Origin of the sequence: Algoriphagus sp. A40 (genome assembly GCF_002002735.1) — a bacterium.
Lineage (GTDB): Bacteria > Bacteroidota > Bacteroidia > Cytophagales > Cyclobacteriaceae > Algoriphagus.
Genome location: NZ_MUNY01000042.1, coordinates 338,946 through 356,451 on the forward strand (window position 1 = coordinate 338,946; position 17,506 = coordinate 356,451).

Below are 17,506 nucleotides of genomic sequence, written 5' to 3' on the forward strand. Positions count from 1 at the left end.
GTTTTCTTACTGAACATTGAAGCTAGTCTCTAGTTTAACTTCCAAAAAAGCAACCCATGTTCGGACTGTTCAAGAAAAAATCTGAAAAAGAAAAACTCCAGGAGGCTTACGAGAAAATTCTGTCCCAGGCCTTTAAAATTTCCCATTCCAACCGTACTGCCTCAGATCGAATGCTAGCCGAAGCTGAAGAAATCGCTAAAAAGATCGAAGAGCTCTAAATCCATAAAAAAGTATTTTGTATACCCATCAAGTATTTTTAAATCTAAATATTTGGATTTTAACAATTTATAAGTAAATTCATCTACTTCTTTGGACTTGTCCGCAGTTGTATTTTTTGATCAGGTGTAGTTTATTTTAAGGGTGATTGAGCTACGGACCAAATTCTAAATTTTTAAAGCTCGGGGCAAAACCCCGAGCTTACTTATTTTCTGGAGTAATCATCTTGCAGCCGAACAATATCGTCCTCATCTGAAGGATTTTCAGGGTTTGAATGCATCCAAATTTCCGCAACCACCCCCCAATTGTTTGTCCCAATCAGCCTATGGCGTTCCCCTTTTTTTAGAGAAACAACTTTTCCCTTGATCATTTTTTCCACCGGCCCCTGCTCATCCGATTGACTTCTGGAAATTGCTGTTTCCCCAGCTATCAATTTCCAAAGCTCAGCTCTCCTGAAATGATACTGCCAAGACAACCTTGCCCCCGGCGCAACCAAAAGAAATTTAGGACTGAGCTTTTGATTTAATTGCCCATCAGAAAGCGCTACTTCATCAAAAAACTCAGATTTAAAGTTTTTGATTTGGGATTCTTCCAGCACAAAAAAGCCGCCCCAAGGCCTACTCTCGTCTTTTGAGGATACTTTAAACCCTTTTTTTGAGAGAAAATTTTCGACTCTTTCAAAAACCTCTGTTTTGCTCAGTTGAGCTTCAATTATTAAATCATTCATATCATAAAAATTTGAGACAAACATAAGAATTGTTCAAATCGGGAAATATCTCAAAGTGAAATTTTCAAATCTTTTCAGAAAATTTCATCCGCTCTAAAAATTATTCGACTTTCCAATAAAAAATCTCCTCTCATTATTTAATTTTTTTCTGGAAGTCTTTTTTGAAACCTAAAATTTCCCTTAATTCAGGCATCACTAGAAGCTATGAACCTAATAAACCCACAAGAAATCATCTCCAAAATGGAGGGAGTGGTAGAAATCAAAAGCTACCTCAACAAAATCAAAATCATAAAGAATCTTTACCTCAAAGGAGCAAACACTGCTAGCGAAATCTGCAATGAGGTCGGAATCTCACTTCCCACCGTCAATGCCCTACTGGGCGATCTGATGAATTCCGGGGAAGTTATCAAACAAGGCCGTGCGGAATCGCAGGGTGGCCGAAAGCCCGATCTCTATAGACTGGCTGAAAATGCCTTCTATATCCTCTCAGTGGACTTATCCAAGTTCGACATGCACCTAGCCTTGTACTCATGCACACATGAGCTTGCATTCGAAAAAGAAGAGCATAAAATCGTCCTCAACAATGAAAAGGAGACATTTGATCAGCTTTGCGAATTGATTGAAAACTACCTCGAAAAAACCAATATCCCTGCCGAAAAGATTATCGCGATAGGATTCTCGATGCCCGGACTTGTGGATTCCATCGGCGGAGTGAACTATACCTATCTGAGATTTGGAAAAAAGACATTATTGGAGAATCTGGAAGCCCGTTTTCAGAAAAAAATATTTCTGGAAAATGATGCCCGCGCCATGACTTTGGCCGAATTCAAATTCGGATCAGATCACAAACACAAAAATGTCCTCGGAATTTTCATAGGTTGGGGAATCGGACTTGGGATCATCATCGAAGGAAAAATATACCATGGCGCCTCAGGATTTGCCGGAGAGTTTTCGCATTCTCCGATTTTTGAATCCAGAGAAGTAACCTGTACCTGTGGAAAAAAGGGGTGCCTGGAATCCGTTGCATCGGGTACAGCCATTGTTAGAATGGCTGAGGAAGCCATCAAACTGGACAAGGACAGTATTTTGGCGAGAATGGTAAGAGATCACCAAGGGGAACTGGAACCGGGATTGGTTGTGGAAGCTGCCTTGGCAGGAGATCAGCGGGCAATTACCATTCTTTCTGAAGCAGGGCTTGATTTGGGACGCGGCATTTCTATTTTGATCCAACTCCTCAATCCGGAACTTATTATCATTGGCGGATCGGTTGCTGAGGCCAATCAATACCTTATCACTCCAATCCAACAGGCACTCAATATCTACAGCATGGCCAAATCGCGCGAAAAATCGCAATTAGCGCTTTACCAACTTGGCAAGGATGTAGGACTCTTAGGTGGAGTTGCAGTGGTCAACGAAAAGCTGTTTGAAGATGTCATTAACAGGTTGAGTTAACTCGGCCTTTTTATACCATGCTTACCCATTTTCGATTCCTGACTTCTCTTTGCATTGGCATTGGACTGACTTTCGGTAGCATTTCCGCCGCAAGTGCTCAGGAATACCGGTCTAAGTTTGAAAAACTTTCCGCAAAGAAAACCGGAGTTAATTTCAAAAATCAGCTCAGGGAAGATTCGCAAAACAACATCCTACGGTACGAATATTTCTACAATGGCGGAGGTGTGGCTGTCGGAGATTTGAACAATGACGGGCTGGATGATATTTTTTTTACCGGTAATATGACCGGAAATAAATTATACAAAAATCTTGGTCAGCTCAAGTTTGATGATATGACCAAATCTGCCGGAGTTGGAGGAAAAAATACCTGGACAACCGGCGTCAGCATGGCCGATGTCAATGGAGATGGACTCCTGGACATCTATGTCTGCTACTCCGGGAAAGGCAAACCAGAAGACCGAACAAACGAACTTTGGATCAACCAAGGTGATTTTAAGTTCTTGGAAAAAGCAGGGGAATTTGGGATTGCCGACCCATCCAACAGCACGCAGGGATTATTTTTTGATTTTGACAAAGACGGAGACTTGGATCTCTACCTCCTCAATCACCACATTCAGGTGATCAACGAACTGGAATTTGATGCGGCCCGAGATGCAAGGCATCCCTATGCAGGTGATAAACTTTACCGAAACGACTCGGGAAAATTCGTGGATATCAGTGATAAAGCCGGAATCAAGGGATCAGCTTTGGGATTTGGTTTGGCGGTAATTGCCTCGGATATCAATCAGGATGGCTGGCCTGACCTACTCGTCACCAATGATTACATCGAGCCTGATTACCTGTATATCAACAATGGCGATGGGACTTTTTCGGATATGACAATTGATCATTTTCAGCACATTTCCCATTTTTCGATGGGTGCTGATATCGCAGACATCAACAACGACGGGTTGCCGGATGTGTTTACCCTGGATATGTTACCAGAGGATAACGAGCGTCAAAAGCTCCTCTATGGGCCCGAAAACTATGAACAATATGCGCTGATGGTGCGGAGGGGATTTTATCACCAAAACATGCGAAACATGCTACAGCTCAATCAGGGAGTTGGTTTTTTCTCAGAAATCGGACAGATGGCTGGAATTTCCAATACAGACTGGAGCTGGTCGGCGCTTTTATTTGATGCAAACAATGACGGAGAAAAGGACCTCTTCGTGACCAATGGCTATTATCGGGATTACACCAATCGGGATTTCCTCAAATACAAAGGCGACTACTATTTCAAGCAGGCTGTTGCCAATGAAAAAGCCGACACCCTTCAATTGGTCACTTCCATGACCTCCACTCCTATCCACGACTATTTCTTCCAAAACCAAGGCAATCTCCAGTTTCAAAACACTTCTCTTTCGGCTGGATTTGAAGAGAAAAACTTCTCCAGCGGTGCTGCCTATTCCGATCTCGACAATGACGGAGATTTGGACTTGGTGGTAAATCACCTCAACGAATCGGCTGGAATCTTTGAAAACAAAAGCACTTCAGGAAATTGGCTCCAAATAGAACTGCTTGGAAAACCAGGAAACCAATTTGCCATAGGCTCAACCATGAAAGCCTTTTCCGATGGAAAAGTCACTTTCCTGGAGCAAAATCCAGTTCGGGGTTTTCAGTCCTCCGGAACATATCGACTTCAAATTGGGCTTGGAAAAGCTGCTAAAGTGGACAGCATTTCAATCTCCTGGGCAGACGGAACCAAGTCCAAAATTGGTTCCACACAAGCCAACCAACTTATCAAAATCAATCAGAAGGGGGCACAGACTTATTCTCAAAATCCTGCCCAAATCAAAGCCTTGTTGACAAAAACGGCTGCACCGGATTTTCTTTCCACGCAGTCGAATCTAAACGATTTCAAGCGTCAGCCACTAATGCTGACTATGCCGAGCCATATCGGACCAAGTTTAGCTCAGGCGGATTTGGACGGAGATGGGAATATTGAGATTTTTATCGGTGGGTCAAAAGGCACTCCTGCCAGGATTTATTCTTTTAAAAATAACAATTGGGAAGCCTATCGGGGATTTAGATCATCCTCAGATTTCACCGATGCAGTTGCGGTTTTCCATGATTTCAACGGGGATCAAAGGCCTGACCTTTTCATCGGAAGCGGTGGCTATCACGATTACCTGAGTTCAGATGAATCACTTCGGGACAGATTGTATTTGAATGACGGCACCGGAGTCTTAATCGCCCAAAGTGACTTTCCAAAATACCTGACCAGCACAGGAATCGCCGTTGTTTTGGATGCGAATGGAGATAGCTTTCCCGATCTTTTTATTGGTGGGAAAGTTGTGCCGGGACGCTATCCAGAATCGCCGGAAAGCAAGCTTTTGCTCAATGACGGAAAGGGTAAATTCTCCGATCAGACAAATGCATTTCTCCCCAATCAGGGAAAACTGGGAATGGTCACAGGAGCAGTCTCCCAGGATTTGAACAAGGATGGAAAGTCCGATTTGATTCTGGTTGGGGAATTTATGGCGCCGACTGCCCTGATCAATCAGAATGACGCTTCTTTCCTGAACCAGTCATCGGATTATTTTCAATCGGACCTGTCTGGCTGGTGGTCAAGTCTGACACAAGCTGATATTGATGGAGACGGAGATTTGGATCTGATTGCCGGGAATTTTGGTCTCAATTCCCAACTGGTGGCAAATTCTGAAAAAAGCATCAGACTATACGCCGCAGACTTTGACCAAAACGGAAGTATCGATCCGATCTTGGAGTGCTACATCGGAGACGGATTTTACCCCTATGCCAGCCGTGACGAATTGCTTGACCAGATGGTGAGCATGCGAAGCAAATTCACCGATTATTCGTCCTATTCCAAGGCCAAAATAACGGATTTGTTTTCAGCCCAAGAACTCGAAAAAGCACTGAAACTGGAAATTCAGACGCTGGAATCCACCTATTTTGAAAATACCGGATCCGGCTTCAAAGCTACATCACTCACCCGCTTGGCTCAGGCATTTCCGGTTTATTCCATTCTTCCAATCGATTTGAATAAGGACGGAAAAATGGATTTGATTTTAGGCGGAAATCAAAGTCAAACCCGTATCCGTATCGGTAAAATGGATGCAGGTTTGGGTCTGGTTATACTAGGAGACGGAAAAGGAAACTTCACACCAATGACACCTGAAGAGTCAGGATTGGGAATCAAAGGAGATATCAAATCAATTTTGAATCTAAAATCTGGAGATACCAACCTGCTCCTATTCGGAATCAATCAACAAAAACCGGAGGCGTATAAAATTCAATGAAAAAGGCTGTTTCTTTCTTTCTGGCATGTCTTTTCCTTCCATTGACAGGTAATCTTTTGTTTGCTCAAAAGGGAAATCATGATTGGGCTCAACTCTACTCCGTACAGCTTTTTCACATCACCGAAGTCATGGTGACGGATGTGGCAAGTCCTCCCGTGGCCGCGCGGATTTATGCCTATACTAATCTCGCGTCCTATCGGGTCATCCAAGAATCAGGAGCAACATTTGAACGAACCGATTTCCTCACTTTTTCACAAATACAAAATCAAGTTTCCGATCTTCCTTTGGAACCCATTGCATCACCTGAATTCTCGGCGGTTTATGCCATGTTTTTGGTGGGAGAAAAAGTAATGCCCTCCGGGTATTTGTTGAAGGAAAAACAAAAAGCCTGGCAGGAATGGGGATTGAAAAACAAACTGGTTACCAAGAAAAATCTGGAGCAACACCTGGCTTTTGCAAAAGCTGTAGCAGATCAGGTTTTGTTACTCGCAAAAACCGACGGATATACCCAACTCACTGCCCTCAACCGCTACACGCCAAAAGAAGGCGAGGGCTTTTGGTACCCCACCCCTCCTGCCTACATGGCCGCAGTAGAACCGGAATGGAAAACCATGCGGACTTTTTTCATTGAAAACCTGGATGATTTTGCCCCAGCTCCTATGGCAGAATTTGATCTTACCAAAGGAAGTTCCTTCCAGATTCAGCTTCAGGAAGTCTATGATCAAGGCAAAAATTTGACTGAAGAGGAGAAATTAATTGCCAATTTCTGGGACTGCAATCCATTCAAAGTTGAGTTTTCAGGTCACATGGCAATTGGGGTCAAAAAGATCTCACCGGGCGGTCACTGGATCGGTATTACCGGAATTGCCTCTCAAAAAGAAGAGCTTTCTTTCGCTGAAACCGCCTATATCCACACCTTGGTTTCCTTGACTCTTCATGACTCTTTTGTCTCCTGCTGGAAAGCCAAATATGAAACCCATCGAATCCGGCCTGAAACTGTAATCAATGAAAAACTTGATCCCAACTGGAAACCACTACTTCAAACTCCTCCATTTCCCGAATATACCTCCGGGCACTCCGTGATCAGCAGTGCCTCAGCTGAGGTTTTGACTGGGTATTTTGGGGAAAATTTCGGATTCCTTGATTCTTCCGAAGTCTATTTTGGATTGCCGGAGCGAGCTTTTGAAAGCTTTTTCCAAGCCTCAGATGAAGCTGCCATTTCCAGACTTTATGGAGGAATTCACTTTCGAGATGCCATCGAAAACGGCGTGACCCAAGGCAAGAAAATCGGGAAATCGATCTGGGATAGGATTGAAAAATTATAAGATTCTAAAATTGAAAAATTGACATGGCAAGCCACTTCTTTTCTTTCATTCTAGCCATTTTAGGCTTTTTCAACCAAGAACCTCCGCCTAAATCAAACCCAAATAAACCCAACATAATCCTGATTTTTGCAGATGACATGGCTTTTGGAGACTTGGGAAGCTACGGAGCGAAAGGCTGGAAAACTCCAAACCTGGATCAATTGGCCGCTGATGGGGTGAGATTTACCCAGTTTTACGTACCTCATGCAGTTTGTACCGCTTCAAGGGCAGCACTTTTGACAGGAACTTACGCCAACCGACTGGAACTGTATGGAGCTTTGGACCATACCGCAAAACATGGTCTGAATCCGGAAGAAACCACGATTGCTGAAATGCTCAAAGCCAATGGCTACCAAACCGGAATGGTCGGAAAGTGGCATTTGGGACACCATGCGGAGTTCTTGCCGGCTAGGCAAGGATTTGACAGCTATTTTGGACTTCCCTACTCCAATGATATGTGGCCCAATCATCCGGAGTCTAAAAATTACTATCCCCCGCTTCCTTTGATTGAGGGTGAAAAAGCAATTGCATATCTCGAAGATCAGCAGGAATTGACTTCCTGGTACACCTACAAATCCCTGGAATTCATTGAAAAGAACCAAGAAAACCCATTTTTTCTCTACTTGGCACACAGCATGCCGCATGTGCCGCTTTATTCCTCTGACAAATTCAGGGGGAAATCAGAACAGGGAGCCTATGGTGACATGATGATGGAGATTGATTGGTCGGTGGGTGAAATCCGGAAAAAGCTGAAAGAGCTGGGCTTGGAAGAAAACACCCTGATCATCTTCACCTCTGACAACGGACCTTGGCTTTCCTATGGCGGCCATGCTGGTCTTCAGGCTGGATTGAGAGAAGGAAAAGGAACTTCTTGGGAAGGCGGAATTCGGGTGCCTGCAATCTTTGCTTGGCCGGGAAAAATCCCAGCAGGAAAAGTTCAGGATCAGGCAGCAATGACTATCGATGTGTTACCTACTTTGGCCAAAATCACCGGATCCAAACTTCCTGAACTCAAAATCGACGGTTCGGATATTTGGCCTTTGGTCATGGGGGAAAAAGTAACATTGAAGCCTTATTTTGCCTATTACAATACCAATGAACTCCAAGCTGTCATCTACGGAAAATGGAAATTGGTTTTCCCGCATACCTACCGCACGATTCCTCCCGGAACTGAAATGCGCAATGACGGAATTCCGGTAAAATACGTCAATGTCAAATTGGAAAAAGCCCAGCTTTTTGACCTTGGCAAAGACTCAGGTGAAACAACTGATGTAGCTGCACAGAATCCCGAAATCCTGGCTCAACTCTATGGATTTGCCGATCAGGCGAGAGCAGATATGGGAGATGCCTTAACAGGAAAAGTTGGGACTGGAAATCGAAAAGCCGGGAGAATAAGTCAGGAATAAGAGGTCAGATTAGAATATTTCCTTGAAAAGGTCACAAATTGTGGCCATCAATTTCCATAAAGGAAAATTTCACCTTAAAAGGAATCAATAATCCCCATCCCAATCCACCTCTTTCCCAAAGAAATCCAGCAATTCGTCCAATAAAACTGATACCTCTTTTCGATTTAGTTTCCTATCTGAGGAAAATTCTCCTTCCAAGTCCGCATTTTCCCAAGCCATTTTAAGATTTTCTTCGGTCCATTCCGGCTGAATCATTTTCAGAAAAATCAACAATCTTGCTCCTGTCAGGAAATCGCCCGAAGCTCCCCAGAAGTCTTTCAAAGCTGCATACATCGGTCTCAAGCCATCCACCACTTCATACTCTGTAGCCAGCCTGTCCGGATAAAACCAAGTCTGATTGGCCCAGAGATAAGGAATACCTTCTCCCTTGAAAATCCCAGCCACACCGGCCTTTTGCATCGCCCGAAAATGAGGATCAGCAGGATTCATATCCAAAAAAGGCATGATATAAACCTTCTGATCCAGCAACAATTGCTGAACTCTACGTATGGAAACTTCCGAAAGCGGTTTTTTCTGCTCCAGAGCAACACTTGCCAAAACTCCTGCAGCTTGGCCTATCCCTAATACAACCGGCTGAAGTCTTGAAGCACCATTTACGATGTTCGACACAGAAATGCTCTTTTCGGCAAGAATCAATGCAGGATGATCTTCCGGGATTAAAGCTCCTAAAGGGACATTATAAGATGGAACTCTGATTTTGATAAAGTCAATTGCCGGTGCCTCCGGATTCTTTTTGTGGTGGTGATCGATGGTATAATCCCCTACCGCCACTCCGGTTCGATAAAGCGGACTGGGTGCAGCATAAGGAGTGCGGACATAAGGCAAGGTCAAATCCACCAAACCCCGATATCTTCTGGACTCACGATGGTAAGGAATCATGGGCAGGTCATCATCCGTGGGGTATTCGTTTTCAGCTAATCCCAAATGCTTGTATCCCAGTTCATGCTGAACGTAATAGACAAATCTCAGGGTAGTCTGCTTCGCTTTTTCAATTTCGATCACACGCTCCGCTGGACTCAATTCTACCAAATTGACATAGTGATCGTTGCCGCAGTTGGGCCAATTGATCATGTATTTGCCATTGGGAAGCTTGCCATAGTCGAGCATCTTTCCACAATCCAAAGTCGGTGCCTTGTCCGTAGTTGGGTCTGCATGAGCACAGGCACAGGCAAATTCAGTGGGATCATAGTTTGCTGGCTTTGTGATAGTTTTGTCCGCTCCTGCGCCAAAATCCTGCAAAGTCGCCACATAGGTCAGATCCTGGATAATGTCATTTGCTTGGTCGGGAGCAAATTCCTCCCCGATTTCTGCCCGAGAATCCATACCCAGGCGATACGATAATCCTTGGGCTGCGGCCACATCTCCAAGTTCGGTTGCATCGATCAAGAGCGGAGCTGTTACAGTTTGGGTCGTTCCGTTTTTGGAAAATGTAACGGTCCAAAACCCGTTTTTATATTCAGCGGTTTTCCACTCGCTTTCAAAGGAAATACTCAAATCTTGCACACCTGAAGCCATTTTCTTCAGAATTTCATTTCCAACTTTGGGTTCAAACAGCGTATTGCTAACCCATCCGGTAGCCAACTTTTCCGGTCCTCCATAATAGGCTTCAAGCTCGGTTTTGAATTCACCCCAAATGCCTGATGGAAGCCGATGGTTTCCATCAATTGCAGAAACACCGGCCGAAGTGAGCATCCCTCCCAGCCAGGGAGTAGATTCAATGGTTAAGGTATTTGTACCCAAACGCCCTGCCGAAATCCCGGCTGCAGTTCCGCTGGCCCCTCCCCCGATGATGATCAAATCATAGGATTCCTGCGCGAAACCAGCTATTTGAAAAAGTGTCAGAAAAAAGATCAGGATATAATTCTTCATGAAGGATCTGATTTTGAAATAAAAGGCAGACAAGCTCCAATCAAGGCTGCTTTCTCTTCCAATTCTGAAACTCGGATTTCCACTGGAAAGTCGAATTTCTCAAAGAATGCATAAGTATGGGGCAAAAACCTGTCTGCTGCACGGACAATTTTCCCTCCCAACACCACCCCCTGGCATTGAAGACGAATGACATAAAAAGACAGAAACTCACCCAACGTCCTTCCAAACTCCTCAAAGATCAAATTGGCTTTTTGTTGATCAAAATCCTCAAAATACAAGTCCTTCACTCCTGAAATTGTTATTCCAAAGTTTTCAAAGGCATATTTTTTAAACCAGCTGGTTCCCAAATAATCCTCGGCGATACCTTCTCTGAAAGGTGCTGTCCAAAGTTTGGCATCTTTGACCACCTCCTGGATTTTGATTGCAGATCCAAGGCCAGTGCCCAAGGTCAGTCCGATTGAGTTTTCAAATCCCCTGCCAGCTCCGGCCAGACTTTCTCCGGAAAGAAAGGCTTCAGCATCATTGGTAAAAGAGATGCTTTCGGGGTTGATCATCAGGTTTTCGGCCAACAGATTTTTCACAGAAAGTCCATAAAGAGATTTCATCTTTCCCTGGTCCTTGATCAATGAAATCCCATTTGGATAATCATAAGGCCCCGGCATGGCAATCCCGATCCGAAAATCCTTATGCTCTCCAATCGATTTTCGGATCACTCTTGCCCAATCGGAAATAATCTCTTCAGCAGAACGAAAAGTATTAACTTCTGCTTCGTGAAACTCAGTGATTTCGGCCTCTTTTCCATCCCATTTCACCCTAGCAGCCGAAATATGTGAGCCTCCGATATCTACTCCTATTAAGGTCATGACCTAGTTAGCTGGCTCAGTTTTGGGATTCAGTGCTAGGTGCAGGGCATCTAACAATGTCCCGGTGTTGTCTTCCGACATTTCCCAAAACATCGCACCTGCAAGTCCTTTTTCCCTTACAAATTTCATTTTGAGAGCCAAAGATTCTGGGTCTTCGTAAGTAATCCAGCTGGAATCCTGAAGGGAAAAAAGATAAGGTGCGCCGGCTTTTTCATCCCAAAACCTGGAATAGGCGGAATTTGTAGAAAGTGCAAAAATCTGCTGATAAGGCAAACCCATGGCATATTTTCCAGGCTGAAAAAGACCATTTTCAGTTGGATCTACACCTTTCCACATCCGACCGTAAAAAGGAACGCCCATCACGATCTTTTCAGCAGGCACTCCAAATTCGATATGCTCTTCCACTGTAGTTTGGGCAGATCTTCCTTTTGCCCCGTTAGGAAAGAGATTGGCGTGGTGGCCTGTGGAATCATCTCCTGCGGTATAAAAATCATAGGCCATGATATTGATAAAATCGAGGTATTGCTGAGCCCCAGCCATATTATTTACTTCCAGGTAAGTCCTGAAACCTCCTGATGCGATAGTGCTCAAATAGTGCTTCCCTTTCACATTGCCGACTGAATCAAGAGCCTCGCGAAAGCTTTTAAGCATAGCGACAAAGTTCTCTTTATCCTCCGGTCGGACGACATTGTTATCCCCTTGAAGTGCCGGATATTCCCAATCAAAGTCCAATCCGTCCAAGTTATATTTCAGCAGGAAATCAATTCCGGATGCTGTGAGTTTTTTCCGGCTTTCAGGGGTCAAAACTGCATCAGAGAATCCTTTGGAATGTGTCCAGCCTCCGACTGAAACCAACAATTTCAGCTCGGGATTTCGATTTTTCAATTCCTGAAGTTTCAAAAAATTGGTACTGTCCCGCTCAGCTCTGCCTTCCATATTGGTCACTATTCCATCAGCCACATTTGCAAAGGCATAGTTGATATGGGTAAGTTTTTCGGCAGGGATATCCTTGGGATTGATGTCTTTCCAGCCCGCCACATATCCAATGATATGGTAAGATTTTGTTTCGAGTTCGGGTTCTGAACTTTTTTCTTTGGGACTACAGGCAAGAGCCGCTAAAAACCAAGCAAAAATGAGGTGTTTCATGGGTTGGATAAGTTGAATTGGAATAGGGTAAAATTAAAAAAACAGAGGTTTTGACCGAAATCAAAACCTCTGTCAAAAGGATTAAATTAAGGAAAGATTAATTTCCTCCATCCCACCACATTTTGGTAGCGAATAAATCACCGCCCATTCTGGTGGCAGCAGCCTGATAATTTTCAGGATTGGAGCCGATTTCATTTTCCCAATATTTCAATCTTCTTGGGATGAAGTTACCTTCAAATGCATTGGGATCCTTGGTTGGAGTCAGTACCGGATAGCCGGTTCTTCTCCAGTTGGACCATGACTCGATGTCATTCAGGTAAGTAGCAGCCCAATATTCCTCACCGATCAGGCGAAGTTTGTCCTGATTGGAAGCAGCAGCAAAACCTCTTCCAGCAATGTAGGCCTGGATTTGCTGTGGAGTTCTGGCAAAGGAAGGATCAAAAAGCTCCCAAGATCTGATGGCAGCCGTTACACCTTTGGTAAAATGCTCAGAAGCATCCGATGCGATCCAGCCTTTCAAGGAAGCTTCGGCTTTCATCAATTCCACCTCAGCATAAGAAATCAGGTAATAAGGATCTTCCCAATCCAGATATTTCAGATTAAGCATGGAGAAGATTCTGTTGCCATTGGTATTATAGGCAGCCAATTCTTCTGGAGTCAAAAGTGGTCTGAGTGTGGTGGAAGTATAGCCATTTGGCAAACCTTTTTGCGCAGCAGGATCAGTTACCCAAGTAGTAGGATCGTCTGGGTTTCCGGTGGCTCCGGCTACAATAGTAAGCCTTGGATCATTGTTGGTACGCATCCACTCCAAGAAAGTCTCCGAAATCTTGCAATCTCTGGAGTACTTGTTGTTGCCCCAATAGCCATCATTCAAGCCGTTTCTGTTTACTCCCTGAGGTCCTGTTGCAAATTCGATAGTTGCCATATCATCAATAGATGCAAAAGCTCCGCTGTTGCTGGCTTCTACAAATACCTGCTGAGCTTTGGCTGCATCCACATTGCTCATGCGCATGGCTATTCTCATCAAAAGTGAATTGGTGAACTTTCTCCACTTGGCAATATCCCCGTTATAAATAAAGTCCTGAGAACCAAATCCTCTTGCAGACTCAGAAAACAAAGCTCTGGCTTCAAGCAAATCAGCGATCATTGCTGTATAGACTTCCTCTTGGCTGTCATACTTAGGAAACCAATATTCTGGACCTTCCAAACCTTTACCAGCTTCAGAATAAGGGATATCTCCGTAGATATCAGTCATTCTATGCAGATCGAACACTTTCAACACGATGGATGCTGCACGGAAATTGTCCATGGTAGGATCATCCTGAGTTTGGGTGATTACATGTTGGAGCAGTCTTACCACATTGGTATAGTGACTTTCCATATAAGCTCCGCTGTATTGGGCATTATATAGGTATTTGTCACCACTGAAGTAGCCAGCAGTGGAAGCGGTATGCTGAATCATCGTAGCCGAATATAACATCGGCACCCGGGTATTTTCATATTCTGAAGCTATTCTCAAAGTACCCAAAGAGAACAGGTAGGCCATATCTATAGTAGTAGCTGCATTTTCATCTACGTTCAAGTCCAAGAGGGCGCTTTCGTCACAAGAGGAAAAAAGCCCTATAGAACCCGCCAAAAGAAGAGCCGCCAGTTTATTAGTAAATTTCATAATTCGCGTGTTTTTTTTGGTTTACCGATTGATTAGAACGTAGCCGACAGGTTAAAGCCGAAACTTCTGTTGGTAGGCATACCGAAGTATTCCAAGCCTTGAGAATTTCCATCAACAGCGTAAGCAGATTCAGGATCTACATTGGGCACATTAGACCACAACAGCGCCAGGTTCCTACCTACAAAAGAGAGGGTAAGCGTCTGAATCGGGGTATTGCTCAAGAAACTACTTGAGAAAGTATAGCCGAAGTTCAACTCTCTAAGTTTAGCAAATGAAGCGTCATACACGATGTTTTCGGTCACCATAGCATATCGCGTGTAGTATTGATCCAAAGTATAATTAGCAGAATTGGCAGCATCTGCACCAATGGTCCAAGTATTAGCTTCACCGTTCACATCCACACCCGATACTGTCAGGTTACCATCTCTTCCCACCAGGGTTTCTTCGTGCAATCCGTAAGCATAGGCGAAATAATTGGTACCTGATACCATGCTACCACCTTGTCTAAAATCAATCAGGGTGTACAGTCTGAAGCCTTTGTAGCTAAACGTGTTGCTGATACCACCGGAGATCGGGTGTCGGCCTTCGGCCAAAGTTTCAAAACCTGCAGTAGTCACTGGGAATCCAGAAGCATCATACACTTTCTGACCGTCTATTGTCAGTTGCTTGTAGCCAGCAATCATACCAAGTGGCTCACCTACAATGTGGCGGATAGCTTCTCTTTGCAGACGGCTGTTGCCCAAATTGATAAATTCAATCGGGTCTCCAAACGCATCCTGACCCAAGCTCAAGACTTCAGATTGGTTGTTAGCAAAGTTGAAAGAAATATCCCATCTGAATTCTTTCGAAATCGGAGTGATGTTCAACAACAATTCTATCCCTTTGTTTCGCAATTCACCGATGTTGACCGTAGTGGATCCAAATCCTGAGGTACTGGAGATTCCGGTGTTGAGGATATCATCGTTGACCAATCTGTTGTAATAGGCGACATCCAGGCCGAGTCGGTTTTTGAAAAATCTCAAGTCAGCACCGATTTCGTATTCGGTAGAAGTATAAGGCTTCAAAGTAGCGTTAGGAATAGATCCATTGTTGATCTGACCAAGGTTACCGCCCAAGTGACCGTTACCAACCAATCCGTAAGTCAGATTGAGTGCATAAGGGTTTGGTGCTCCACCACCTGCTTGGCCCCATGAACCTCTCACTTTTGCAAAAGTGATCACCTCCGGAAGTGTAATCATATCACTGATCACAGCACCTGCGCTCACAGATGGATAAAACAGCTTGAAATTGTCTGGGGAAAGGGTTGAAAACTGATCTTCACGAGCGGTAAGGTTCAAGAAGATCATGTTTTTGTAGGCCACATTTGCTGCCGCAAAATAAGAGTTGATTCCATACTCCGAGAAGTTGTAGTCGATCGTGGGAGCAGCTACGTTTTTCACAGAGTGCCAATAAGGAATAACCAGGTCATTTCCTCCACCTCTAAGGCTTTCGGCAGTTCTTCTCATTCTGTTACCACCCACAAAACCGTCAAGTGCAAAATCACCAAATGTCTTATTGAATCCAATAAACAAATCAGCATTGTCTTCTCTAATGGTTCTCTCGGTGACGTTGTAATCTCCTCTTGGCTTGTAAGCTGTACCATAAGGCTCAGAGCTGTCATCCACTCTGGCTTGGAAATCCAAACCTACACGGCCTCTCACATACAACCAATCGGTGATATCGTACTGCAACGACATATTTCCCAACAGTCTGTTGGTCTCATCTTCACGGTAAAACTGATAGGCCGCCCAATAAGGGTTGGTAGAAAAGGTGTTTTGCTGATAGCGGAGCTCAGTTCCGTCAGGATTTGCCCCAGGTTTGTTTGGATCGCCCTTCATCACATCCAAAGGAATATGGCCTGGCTTCACCATCATTGAAAAGTTGGCATTTCCCGGTGAATCAGAAAGCCTTGGTCTATTCGTTGCATTTTGGAAAGTGTACTGACCATTCACCGCGAGTGTAAACTTACCCAGCTTGCTGTTGACATTGATATTAGCCACCCTTCTTTTAAACTCAGCATTGGGCATGATGTCATCGTTTGTCAAATCAGAGAATGAAAAACGATAATTGGTGCTTTCGTTTCCGCCATCAAATGCGATTGAGTTAGTCAGGGTATAAGCAGTCTCATAGAAGTCAGAAAGTCCCTCACCTGTATAAGAATACGGTCTTGACACATTATCAAACTGAACTACCGGAGATCCGTCGTACTTCGCTCCCCAACCGTTGACAGCGTCTTCCATTGCTTCTGATGAAGAGCTGGACACTCGGCCGTCTCGGCCTGCACCGTAAGTTCTTTGCCAGTTTGTCTGATCCCATACATTGTCAAACATGATGCTTGAATTGAAAGAAACGCCTATGCCTTTTCTTGCCTTTCCGCTTTTGGTTGTAATCAGGATTACACCATTGGCAGCTCTGGCACCATAGAGGGCGGCAGCAGCATTACCTTTCAAAACAGACATGCTCTCGATGTCATCCGGTGAGATCGAAGCAAGCCCGTCACCGGAGTCATTGCCACCCCACATCCCTGCGTTGCCGAGGTTTCCTGATTCGATCGGAATACCATTGACTACATAGAGAGGCTGGTCATTTCCGGTCAGAGAGGATCCTCCTCGGATTACAACTCGGGTAGAACCCGCCGCACCGGTAGCCGGTGGAGTCACATTCACACCCGCAACCTTTCCGGAAAGTGCATTACCGGCATTGATTGCTCTGGCTTCGGTAAATCGGTCCCCGTCGAGTTGGGTCACTGAGTAACCGAGGGCTTTCTTGTCGCGTTCCAGACCGAATGCCGTAACGACCACTTCACTTAATTCATTGGCGTCTTCATCCAGGACTACATTCAGCTCAGATTGATTACCCACGGTAAACTCCTTGCTGGTAAACCCAATAAATGAAAAAACCAAAACGGACTGATCCGTTACCGAGATGGAATACTCACCGTCCACATTGGTGGTGGTACCCGTCTGATTACTTTTGTCCAGGATCGTTACTCCTGGCATGGGAAGACCATCTGTCGATGCAGTGACCTTTCCCCTCAATACTCTCTCTTGACTTTGAGCTGAGGCTGTGATTCCCAGTACCAAAGCCAGAGCGAAAGCAATTGATAGAAACTTTCTCATAGCTGGCAATAAAAGGTTAGAAATAGATTAATTAAAATACCCGGAGATTTCCGGATGCCTTTTTGGGAAAAGAATCAAGTAGATTTTTTACCATATAAATTCGATTATTTTATAAAAACGATTTAAACTGTCTGAGGTTAAATGATTTACAGTTTATAAAAGCTCATTAAACTATAAACCCTATGCAATTTGACTGAAATTTAAAAAATTCAAAATTCATTTGAAAAGAATTTTATAATTTTTTAGACTACAAGATGTCTTGAATGTGCCAAAG

11 protein-coding genes are annotated in these 17,506 nt (G+C 44.2%); 5 read left to right on the top strand and 6 right to left on the bottom strand.

Annotated features, from left to right (window positions below; all coding sequences use genetic code 11):
• The first annotated feature begins 56 nt into the window (after positions 1-56).
• Complete coding sequence (locus B0E43_RS27785; protein WP_139352675.1) at positions 57-218, top strand: Lacal_2735 family protein; 162 nt, start codon at positions 57-59, stop codon at positions 216-218.
• Positions 219-421: 203 nt separating this feature from the next.
• Here B0E43_RS27785 and B0E43_RS27790 read toward each other — a convergent pair whose 3' ends face one another.
• Positions 422-943 carry a phosphoheptose isomerase gene (locus B0E43_RS27790; protein WP_139352676.1) on the bottom strand — a complete coding sequence of 174 codons (522 nt, stop codon included), beginning with the start codon at positions 941-943 and terminating at the stop codon, positions 422-424.
• A 204-nt stretch (positions 944-1,147) separates the two neighbouring features.
• Here B0E43_RS27790 and B0E43_RS27795 point away from each other — a divergent pair, with 204 nt between their 5' ends.
• Genes B0E43_RS27795 through B0E43_RS27810 form a run of 4 tightly spaced genes read left to right on the top strand, consistent with a single transcriptional unit; the run spans position 1,148 to position 8,467 of the window.
• A complete protein-coding gene (locus tag B0E43_RS27795; protein WP_077347880.1) occupies positions 1,148-2,395 on the top strand; it encodes an ROK family transcriptional regulator in 1,248 nt (415 codons plus the stop codon).
• Positions 2,396-2,412: 17 nt separating this feature from the next.
• Positions 2,413-5,697, top strand: a complete 3,285-nt coding sequence (locus B0E43_RS27800; RefSeq protein ID WP_077347882.1) for a VCBS repeat-containing protein — start codon at positions 2,413-2,415, stop codon at positions 5,695-5,697.
• Entirely contained in the window at positions 5,694-7,022 is a 1,329-nt protein-coding gene (locus B0E43_RS27805) for a vanadium-dependent haloperoxidase (RefSeq protein ID WP_077347884.1), read from the top strand. The genes B0E43_RS27800 and B0E43_RS27805 overlap by 4 nt, the downstream gene beginning before the upstream one ends.
• Positions 7,023-7,045: 23 nt before the next feature.
• Positions 7,046-8,467 (top strand): sulfatase, encoded by a 1,422-nt coding sequence (locus B0E43_RS27810; protein WP_077347886.1) that lies wholly within the window; start codon positions 7,046-7,048, stop codon positions 8,465-8,467.
• A gap of 84 nt (positions 8,468-8,551) precedes the next feature.
• Here the strand turns inward: B0E43_RS27810 and B0E43_RS27815 are convergent, their stop codons facing one another.
• The 5 genes from B0E43_RS27815 to B0E43_RS27835 all read right to left on the bottom strand — a co-directional run bounded on the left by B0E43_RS27815 (position 8,552) and on the right by B0E43_RS27835 (position 17,232).
• Positions 8,552-10,396: an FAD-dependent oxidoreductase gene (locus B0E43_RS27815; protein ID WP_077347888.1), complete on the bottom strand. Its 1,845-nt coding sequence runs from the start codon at positions 10,394-10,396 to the stop codon at positions 8,552-8,554.
• Positions 10,393-11,259: an ROK family protein gene (locus B0E43_RS27820; RefSeq protein WP_077347890.1), complete on the bottom strand. Its 867-nt coding sequence runs from the start codon at positions 11,257-11,259 to the stop codon at positions 10,393-10,395. Before B0E43_RS27820 ends, B0E43_RS27815 begins: the two co-directional genes overlap by 4 nt.
• A gap of 3 nt (positions 11,260-11,262) precedes the next feature.
• Positions 11,263-12,405 (bottom strand): glycoside hydrolase family 18 protein, encoded by a 1,143-nt coding sequence (locus B0E43_RS27825; protein WP_077347892.1) that lies wholly within the window; start codon positions 12,403-12,405, stop codon positions 11,263-11,265.
• 97 nt (positions 12,406-12,502) lie between these two features.
• A complete protein-coding gene (locus B0E43_RS27830) occupies positions 12,503-14,074 on the bottom strand; it encodes a SusD/RagB family nutrient-binding outer membrane lipoprotein (protein WP_077347894.1) in 1,572 nt (523 codons plus the stop codon).
• A gap of 32 nt (positions 14,075-14,106) precedes the next feature.
• Entirely contained in the window at positions 14,107-17,232 is a 3,126-nt protein-coding gene (locus B0E43_RS27835) for a SusC/RagA family TonB-linked outer membrane protein (protein ID WP_077347896.1), read from the bottom strand.
• Positions 17,233-17,506 lie beyond the last annotated feature (274 nt).